Origin of the sequence: Paenibacillus zanthoxyli JH29, assembly GCF_000520715.1 — a bacterium.
GTDB classification, from domain to species: domain Bacteria; phylum Bacillota; class Bacilli; order Paenibacillales; family Paenibacillaceae; genus Paenibacillus_AQ; species Paenibacillus_AQ zanthoxyli.
Genome location: NZ_ASSD01000424.1, coordinates 1 through 7,895, shown reverse-complemented (window position 1 = coordinate 7,895; position 7,895 = coordinate 1). Strand labels below are relative to the sequence as shown.

8 protein-coding genes and 1 tRNA gene are annotated in these 7,895 nt (G+C 49.5%); 4 read left to right on the top strand and 5 right to left on the bottom strand.

Features of this window, described 5'->3' with window-relative positions; translation table 11 throughout:
• A partial coding sequence (locus L691_RS32880) for an ATP-binding cassette domain-containing protein (protein WP_036737250.1) occupies positions 1-350 on the top strand: 350 nt, incomplete at its 5' end.
• A 95-nt stretch (positions 351-445) separates the two neighbouring features.
• Here the strand turns inward: L691_RS32880 and L691_RS0116085 are convergent.
• The 4 genes from L691_RS0116085 to dcuS all read right to left on the bottom strand — a co-directional run bounded on the left by L691_RS0116085 (position 446) and on the right by dcuS (position 5,710).
• Positions 446-1,624 (bottom strand): NAD(P)-dependent malic enzyme, encoded by a 1,179-nt coding sequence (locus L691_RS0116085; protein ID WP_025691476.1) that lies wholly within the window; start codon positions 1,622-1,624, stop codon positions 446-448.
• A gap of 213 nt (positions 1,625-1,837) precedes the next feature.
• On the bottom strand, positions 1,838-3,190 hold the full coding sequence (locus tag L691_RS0116080) for a 2-hydroxycarboxylate transporter family protein (RefSeq protein WP_036737248.1): 1,353 nt from the start codon (positions 3,188-3,190) through the stop codon (positions 1,838-1,840).
• A 206-nt stretch (positions 3,191-3,396) separates the two neighbouring features.
• The gene (locus L691_RS0116075) at positions 3,397-4,104 is read right to left on the bottom strand and encodes a response regulator (protein ID WP_025691474.1); all 708 of its coding nucleotides are present in this window, start codon (positions 4,102-4,104) and stop codon (positions 3,397-3,399) included.
• On the bottom strand, positions 4,097-5,710 hold the full coding sequence (gene dcuS / locus L691_RS0116070) for a DcuS/MalK family sensor histidine kinase (protein ID WP_025691473.1): 1,614 nt from the start codon (positions 5,708-5,710) through the stop codon (positions 4,097-4,099). The genes L691_RS0116075 and dcuS overlap by 8 nt, the downstream gene beginning before the upstream one ends.
• A 111-nt stretch (positions 5,711-5,821) precedes the next feature.
• Here dcuS and L691_RS33985 point away from each other — a divergent pair, with 111 nt between their 5' ends.
• From L691_RS33985 to L691_RS0116060, 3 genes are all read left to right on the top strand, one after another.
• On the top strand, positions 5,822-5,947 hold the full coding sequence (locus L691_RS33985; protein ID WP_269634860.1) for a hypothetical protein: 126 nt from the start codon (positions 5,822-5,824) through the stop codon (positions 5,945-5,947).
• A gap of 88 nt (positions 5,948-6,035) precedes the next feature.
• Positions 6,036-6,107: transfer RNA gene (locus L691_RS0116065), tRNA-Val, on the top strand.
• A gap of 215 nt (positions 6,108-6,322) precedes the next feature.
• Positions 6,323-6,736 carry a hypothetical protein gene (locus L691_RS0116060; RefSeq protein ID WP_232229206.1) on the top strand — a complete coding sequence of 138 codons (414 nt, stop codon included), beginning with the start codon at positions 6,323-6,325 and terminating at the stop codon, positions 6,734-6,736.
• A 128-nt stretch (positions 6,737-6,864) separates the two neighbouring features.
• Here the strand turns inward: L691_RS0116060 and L691_RS0116055 are convergent, their stop codons facing one another.
• Entirely contained in the window at positions 6,865-7,467 is a 603-nt protein-coding gene (locus L691_RS0116055; RefSeq protein ID WP_025691471.1) for a hypothetical protein, read from the bottom strand.
• Positions 7,468-7,895 lie beyond the last annotated feature (428 nt).

The window sequence follows — 7,895 nt, the reverse complement described above, 5'->3', positions numbered from 1 at the left end:
AATCACGCTCCCTGATGATTGCGGATACCGCCATTTTATCCGACAGCCCGATCGTGCTGATTGACGAGATCGAGAATGCGGGGATTGACCGCAGACAGGCGCTGGATATTCTGGTGCAAAATCAGAAGATTGTGCTGATGGCGACCCATGATCCGATCTTAGCCCTGCTCGCCCACAGCCGAATTGTGCTGAAGAGCGGCGGCATAGCAGGCGTGCTGGAGAGCGATCAGGACGAATCGGCGCTGCTTGAGGAATTGCAAAAAGCGGACGCCGCCATCTTGGCCGTCCGCGAGAAGCTGCGCAGAGGTGAGCGGCTGGCAGGGTCCGCATTTAATTACGCCGAGTTATAGCGGCTGACTTATAGCGGCTGACGGAATATTAGAGGCTTAACAACAAATGAACCGGCCAACGGAGGATTGGCCGGTTCGTTTTTTAGATAAGAGGATTAGTTTACGCTAATAAGCATTTTTCTCGCAACTCCGGTTCGGATCGCCGCCTCAGCCACCGCCTTCCGGATGCATTCAACGACCTGCTTGTCGAAAGCGTTCGGAATAATAAACTGTTCGTTCAGTTCAGAGGGATCGACAGACGCGGCAATCGCTTCCGCTACCGCGAGCTTCATTGCATCATTGATGTCGGTGGCGCCGCAATCGAGAGCGCCTCTGAAGATGCCCGGGAAGCAGAGCACGTTGTTAATTTGGTTCGGATAATCAGAGCGCCCCGTCGCCATAACCTTTACGTATGGAGCGGCAAGTGCAGGATCAATCTCCGGCGTCGGATTAGCCATGGCGAAGACGATCGGGTCCTTGGCCATTTTCCGGACATCCTCGACCTTCAGCACATTAGGCGCCGAAACGCCTACAAATACATCCGCACCGACGATGCAATCGGATAAAGAGCCTTGTTCAAGATTAGGATTGCTTATCTGCGCGAATTCGGTCCAGTGCGGCTTGTCATACACGTTCAGCCGGTTAATGGCGCCTTCCCGGTCCACACCAATCAGATTGACGGCGCCCGCGTTAAGCAGCATTTTAGCCACCGATATGCCTGCCGCCCCGCAGCCGTTCACGACGATTTTGACATCCTTTATGTCTTTGTCTACCACTTTCAGCGCGTTAAGCAGACCTGCCAGCACCACAATGGCCGTACCGTGCTGATCGTCGTGGAACACCGGAATATCCAGTTCTTCCTTCAGACGGCGCTCAATTTCGAAGCAGCGGGGAGAAGAAATATCCTCCAGGTTGATGCCGCCAAAAGTGGGAGCGAGCGCCTTGACAATCGCGATAATCTCTTCCGTATTCTTCGTATCCAGGCAGATCGGCACCGCATCCACATCGGCGAACTGCTTGAACAGGGCTGCCTTTCCTTCCATAACGGGCATTGCGGCTTTCGGGCCGATATCGCCAAGTCCCAGTACCGCTGTACCGTCGCTGATGACCGCCACTGTATTTTTTTTGGTGGTCAGCTCATATGCTCTATCCTGGTCTGAAGCGATGGCCTGACATACCTTGGCTACTCCTGGCGTATAGACCTTCGCCAAATCCTCCATCGATTCAATTGGATGCTTCAATGTTGTCTCCAGTTTGCCGCCTTGATGCAGCAGCATGATTTCCTCCACATTCATGGGAATACCTCCTGTTATTGGCTGACCGTATTCGTCCATTCAGGTCTTGTTCTATACTATCCTGAACTAGGATGGGCGTCATCCCTAATCATTAATCGGTATCTTGTCTATATTTCTTAATTCAATCATATTACAAGGGAACATTTCCGCCACATGCGTCACACAAAGCCGGATAAAAGCCGGAAATTACCCGGGGACTCCAGCCTGCCATGATCAACCCTGCCATATCGCTATTAAAAAAGCGGCCGCGACGACGGTAATTGCTCCTCCGATCCGCGTGGAAATTTGCGCGAACGGCATCAGCTCCATCCGGCCGGAAGCCGACAGGATAGCTACGTCGCCCGTCCCGCCCAAGCCGCCGCGGCAGCCCGTTACAATCGCCGCCTCCACCGGATACATCCGGGTTCGCTTGCCGACAAAAAATCCGGTCAGGATCATCGCCGCGATGACCGTGGCGCACACGATGATGTACGGGATCGAAATCATTTTGGTGACATCCTTAAGCGGGATGTACAGCATGCCGAGGCCAACCATCAGCGGCCAGGTCAGGCTGCCGGAGACGAATTTGTAAAGATGATAAGCCCCTTGTTCGATTTTGGCCGGAAGCAGCCTGGCGATTTTGATTACGGCGGCGGCAAAAATCATCAGGATCGGCCCCGGAATTCCGACGTAAGGCGAAAGGGAATGGCCGAAGATAAACAGCGTGCAGGCAAAGAGCAGTCCCGCGCCCATCAGCAGAAAATTGATCGGTTCGCCGTCATAAGCGCTTCCGCCCAGCTTTTGGCCATTCTTCTCCATGACCAGCACGCCGTTGCCGGTCAATTCGGGCTTCTTCTCGGCCAACCGCTTCAGCAGCCCGGCCCCGATAATCGCGAATACATTGCCGATAACGGCGGCCGGAATCATCTGCGCGACGTAACTGCCCGACTCTCCGCCGAGAATCTGCGAGAAAGAGATGGACAGCGGCAGTATGCCTTCACCGACGCCGCCGCCGATAATCGGCACCACGATGTAGAAGAACGCCCGGTGCGCGCTGTAACCGAGAAGCAGGGCCATCCCCACACCGGCGGCTACGGCGGCCAAAGTTCCGGCCAGCATCGGGATGAATATCCGGATAAAGCCGTCGATCAGCGTCTTCCGGTTCATTCCCGTGATGCTTCCCGCTACCAGACAGGAGATGTACAGATACAGAAAGTTCGACGTCTTCATCAACATATTAACCGAGTCCATCGCTTCCGGGCTGATCAGATTCCAAAATACCAGAAACGAAGGGATCATCAGAGAGAGGATGGCCGGCCCGCCGATGCTCTTCAGAATGGGGAGTTTAAACCCCAAATCGCTCAGCAGAATACCCAGGACCATAATAACCGCGAACCCGCCGATCATGTCCTTCGGGAGATCCCCTAACTGGGCCGAGGACAGGACGATCAATGCGAATGCAAGATAAAGAGGAAGCGGGAGCACACCGACTTTAAGTCCCGTCAACCGCCGAAGCAGGCTTTTCTTTTCCCCTCTGATGACCGCCGTTCCATCGCGGGCGCCGGCGGATTGAATCGTTTTTTGCATTTCACAACCTCCTCCTACTTGGGATTTTTTACAAGTCCATCATAGCGCAGGTGAAAACCGTTTTGTTTTTTCGTAAATATTGATGGAGTTATGAAAGTTATTTAAGCAGACGATCTACTAAAGCTTGCGTTAAAAAAAGACTCCGCCGCAGTTGATCTGCGAAGGAGTCCATTTGCCGCCGGTGCGGATATTTTCGCCAAAGAAGCTTATAAATACGGTGAGATAAGCGCCTTACCTTTCGGGAGCATGTTGTAATTCTGAACGGGTCTTCCGACCGTTCCGTATATCATATCCATTTCCAGCACGCCCATTTCCGCCAGCCCGGCAAGGTACTTGCCGACAGTCACCCGGGAAATGCCGGTAAGCGACGCTATTTCCTCAATCGTGAAAGGATGGGCCGAGCAGCTCTCTATCGCTTTCCAGACCGTATGCAGCGTAGGCTTTGTAAACCCTTTGGGAAGCTCCGCACGCGCTCCCTGTTCCCTTTTAAAGCGGGACAACCGGTCCAGCTCCGCCTGATTCAGCCGGTCCTGGCGCTTGAACAACCGGTTTTGTTCCCTGTATGCGGCAAGGGCGACACGGAACCGGGCGAACTCGAACGGCTTGATTAAATAATCAACCGCCCCGTTGTGCAGCGCCTTCTGTATGCTCTCCTTGTCGCTGGCCGCCGAAATGACGATAACGTCTACTCGCATCCCTCTGCTTCGTATCTCCGATAATAACTCCAAACCGTTCATTTCCTTCATGTAGATATCAAGCAGGATCAGGTCGGACGTGCGCCGCTCCAGCATTTGGAGCGCTTCTCCGGCGGTACGGGCCCACCCTTGGGCGCAGAAGCCCTCGACGCTTTCCAAATAAAACTTGTTCATTTCCGCTACCATCGGATCGTCTTCCACAATAAGAACATTAATCATGTTGGTCATCACTCTTTGCCAAGTAAGGTAATTTTACAGTGAACAGCGTACCTTCTTCTAGCTGACTTCTCCAATCTATACTGCCGCCCAGTTTACCTAGGCTCCGCCCGACGAGATATAGACCGATGCCTCTGTCCTTGCCATTGGTCGAATAACCTTGATCGAAAATATGCCTGCCGTTCTCCTCGGAAATGCCCTTGCCGTTGTCTTCGACGGTAATGGTCAGCATGCGATTTTTGTACAAAAAGCCAATCCGTATCACTTTGTCCGCTTCGCCCGCAGGAGCTTCAATAGCATTCTCAAGCAAATTTCCGATAATAGTGACCAGTTCCCGCGAAACTTCGGGATTTGCGGATTCCGGCAGTATTCCGTCCTCCCGTATGACAAGCCGTACTCCCGCTTCGCGGACCCGGCTCAGTTTGCCAAGCAGGAATCCCGCCATCACCGGGTCCTTGATCTGCCGGACAACCGTACCCGTTTCCGCCTGAATGCGCTCAATCGTTCCCGTTAAATACTCCTCCAGCCGATCATACCGGCGCATATGTACAAGCCCGATAATTACATGCAGCTTGTTCATAAAATCATGGGTCTGCGCCCGCAGCGCTTCCACGTACAGCGAGATCCCCGAAAGTCTCTCCATCAGCAGGCCGATTTCGGTTTTGTCCCGAAAAGTCGCGATAGCGCCCTCTATTCTTCCTCCGACTTTGACAGGAGCCACATTGACCAGCAGAGTAAGGCCGCTCAGCGCCACTTCCATGTCCTGAAGAGGTATGCCGGTATCCAGCACCTTTTTCATGCGCAGAGCGGGCCAGAATTCGCCCGCCGGGCGTCCGACCGGTTCTTCCTTCAGTCCGACCGCCCTCATCAGCCTCATCGCCTCCGCGTTGGCCAGCGTGATGCGCGACTGTCCGTCAATGGCGAGGATGCCTTCTTTGGCACATTGAAGCATAGCGTTACGCTCTTCTAGCAGATTGGCAATTTCCCCCGGCTCCATGCCGAACAGCATACGTTTGATTTTGCGTGCCAGCAGAAAGGCTGAAGCCGCGCCCAAACAGGCGCCGATAAAAACTCCCCAATAAATAATCCATTCATTTTGCCCGATGGCCGTCTGCACGCTGCTCAGGGAAACACCCACGGCTACAGCTCCCAGTTGGCGGACGCCTTTGCCGAAGACGGGCGAGAACGCTCTGACGGAGTTGCCGAGCGAACCTTTGGCCTGGGAGACGGATTCCTGTCCATGCAGCGCCTTCATCTCGTCCCCTCCCAGAAAATGCTTTCCGATCTTCGACGGGTCCGGATGCGTTAGACGAATGCCGTTCATATCCAGCACGACCACAAATTCTACCCCGTTAGCCAACCGAATCCGCTCGGCGTAACGTTGAATAGCCTCCGGATCGCCCACTCCGCTCAGACTCTCGATTACCGTTGGTGTACGGGATAAGGTTCGCGAAATGGAGATAGCTTTATTTTCAAGTGATTCCTTCGTCTGCCGGGAAACCTGTATGCCGAACATCGTATAGACGACAATCAGCACCATCGCCACAACCGCGCAAATCATCAGAAATATCGTCGTTTGAAGCCGCAATATCCGCTTGCCGATTTTCAACCGAATCCCCCTTCAAACCCGACTTGGATTACAAGCCCATATTATATCATATTTGGAAAAGCATGCAGTAACCCGCTTTAACATCAATATAAAAGGCGGCATCCACTTATCGTGGCAAAACAAAAAGCGGCCAAGCCTTCCTCCCTGGGAAAGCCGCCGTTTTTACGTAAACATTCAAGCGTATGCTGTACGATCGGCGTAACGTTCCGGCTGCACACAACGCTCCCGCCAAGCTGAGATTTTCTCAGCTTCCTTCTCACAAAATCATATTTTTAAAAAAGAGTTGCATCTCCACTCTGCCTTATGGTATTATAAATCTCGTTGCAGGACGGTAGCTCAGCGGGAGAGCACTATCTTGACAGGGTAGGGGTCATGGGTTCGATCCCCATCCGTCCTATATAAAAAAACCCTTGATAATTAAGGGTTTTTTGCTTTTTATGGACTGAATATAATGCCTGATTTATGCTTTTTTTAGAGAATTGGTGCCATTTTGGTGCCATTTATATGGCTAAAGGGCTTGCTAAGAGATTTGAATCGAAGAAGACGCTGCCGAAGAGATCCGCTGTCTCTTGCTGCATGTTCGGCATGATATCGGCGTAACGGTCAATCATAATGAAGCAGGTCACCCACGCCTTCGGCTACCGCTTCTGGAGCAAGTCCATGCCGAAGCTGAACCGATTTTTAAGAAAAGAGGAAGCTCATCCGCTAGAAGCTGTAACGAACGAGCAAGACCGGCAGCGCATCCAGAAAACGATCCAAGCGATCGAGGGGTTCGTAATGTGCCAGTGCATGGCGATGGGACTCCTACAACTCGTCGCCTTGCAGTTTTCAGGCCGAACCTCGGGGCTGTTTTTCCGCTATCTGCGAACGCCTTCCCATGCCGTGGTCTCAGAGGCCAGCGTTGCCGCTTATTTACGCGAGTCTATTTTTCGCATGTTTGCTCAAAATCCTTACTTATCTATAACGAAAATAATTAAATCCAAGCAGGAAAACGCTCATGTGGAGCGCGATTCGCTGGTTTCTTAGAGGTGTAGAACTTTTGACTGTCCAGTAATGTAATTAACCCTATAGAATAATGTAGGGATCGATTCGTGTTTTATTTTACTATATAAAATTATCAGGTGATTTTTTATTAAGTAAGAGTAGTGGATGGTTTATAAAAGATTTGATATTTGTTCATTGATAAGTTGGAGTTTCTCATTAATTCCTTTTAAATAATTATTAACTGCTTCAAGTTTATTTTTCTCCACAACTTCTTGAGGGTTTTGAAGAATATTAAATAATGTTAAATCATTTGTAGATGAAGCACTTTTATTAGGATCAATCTCTTCAATCACATCGAGTAGACCCATATATTTTATTTTTTCCCACCTATCACCGAAAGAATCAGATCTCGAAATTTCCAATACCTTTCCAGTTACATTGTAAAGCAAACTGACTGACTCAATTGCTTCAGTAGCCATGTCATGATTAATTTTCTCTAAAATAATTTTCATATTTGGGGTTAGGTAATTATATACAGAGCTATTATCAAATGCGAACGAGTATCCTTTACTAATATTTTTTATTTCATTGATTTCGACGTTTTGATTAAGTATGAATTTTAAATAGCTAATATTTGAATTTATTATCTGTGCATAATTATATGGAAGAGCATAATTGTCTTCGTTTTCTGTCTCAATACTGGCTTTTGGGGAACAAGCTGTTAATAATACCAATCCTATTATCAAAATAAATAAAGAGTATTTACTCTTCATAGTCCCTCCTATAATTTTTTAAAAATAATTATATAGTAATGCCGCCAAATACACTGTATTTATTAATAACATGCTTTGGCGGCATTAAAAATTCCTTAGTAATTTTGAGGGCACTGAAAAACTACTTGATTTTTAGAAATTCAACATTTTGAGGGGGTCAAATATGATTCCCGGAACGCAAAACGAGCCTTAGAAACGATTCTAGAGGCTCGTTTTTTTTCGCGTATTTTTTGAAGAGACTTTTTCAGTGACCTCGTAATTTTTAAGGGGTTGTAAAGCTAGTTGTGGCAGCCTTAGACCAATTTTTTTCAGCGGTTGTTGTATTAACAGTATAGCTATAACCAATAGAAAGTGGTTGACCCCAAGTAAGTGAAGCATTTGATGTATAAGATGTACTAGTACCTTGACCGCATAGCATTTAAGACTTA

What these genes read in the sequence shown, in the direction of transcription:
- L691_RS0116085 (WP_025691476.1), bottom strand. Translation starts at nt 1,624, where the DNA reads ATGAATGTGGAGGAAATCATGCTGCTGCATCAAGGCGGCAAACTGGAG.
- L691_RS0116075 (WP_025691474.1), bottom strand. Translation starts at nt 4,104, where the DNA reads ATGATTAATGTTCTTATTGTGGAAGACGATCCGATGGTAGCGGAAATG.
- L691_RS0116060 (WP_232229206.1), top strand. Translation starts at nt 6,323, where the DNA reads ATGAAGCAGGTCACCCACGCCTTCGGCTACCGCTTCTGGAGCAAGTCC.
- L691_RS0116080 (WP_036737248.1), bottom strand. Translation starts at nt 3,190, where the DNA reads ATGCAAAAAACGATTCAATCCGCCGGCGCCCGCGATGGAACGGCGGTC.
- L691_RS0116055 (WP_025691471.1), bottom strand. Translation starts at nt 7,467, where the DNA reads ATGAAGAGTAAATACTCTTTATTTATTTTGATAATAGGATTGGTATTA.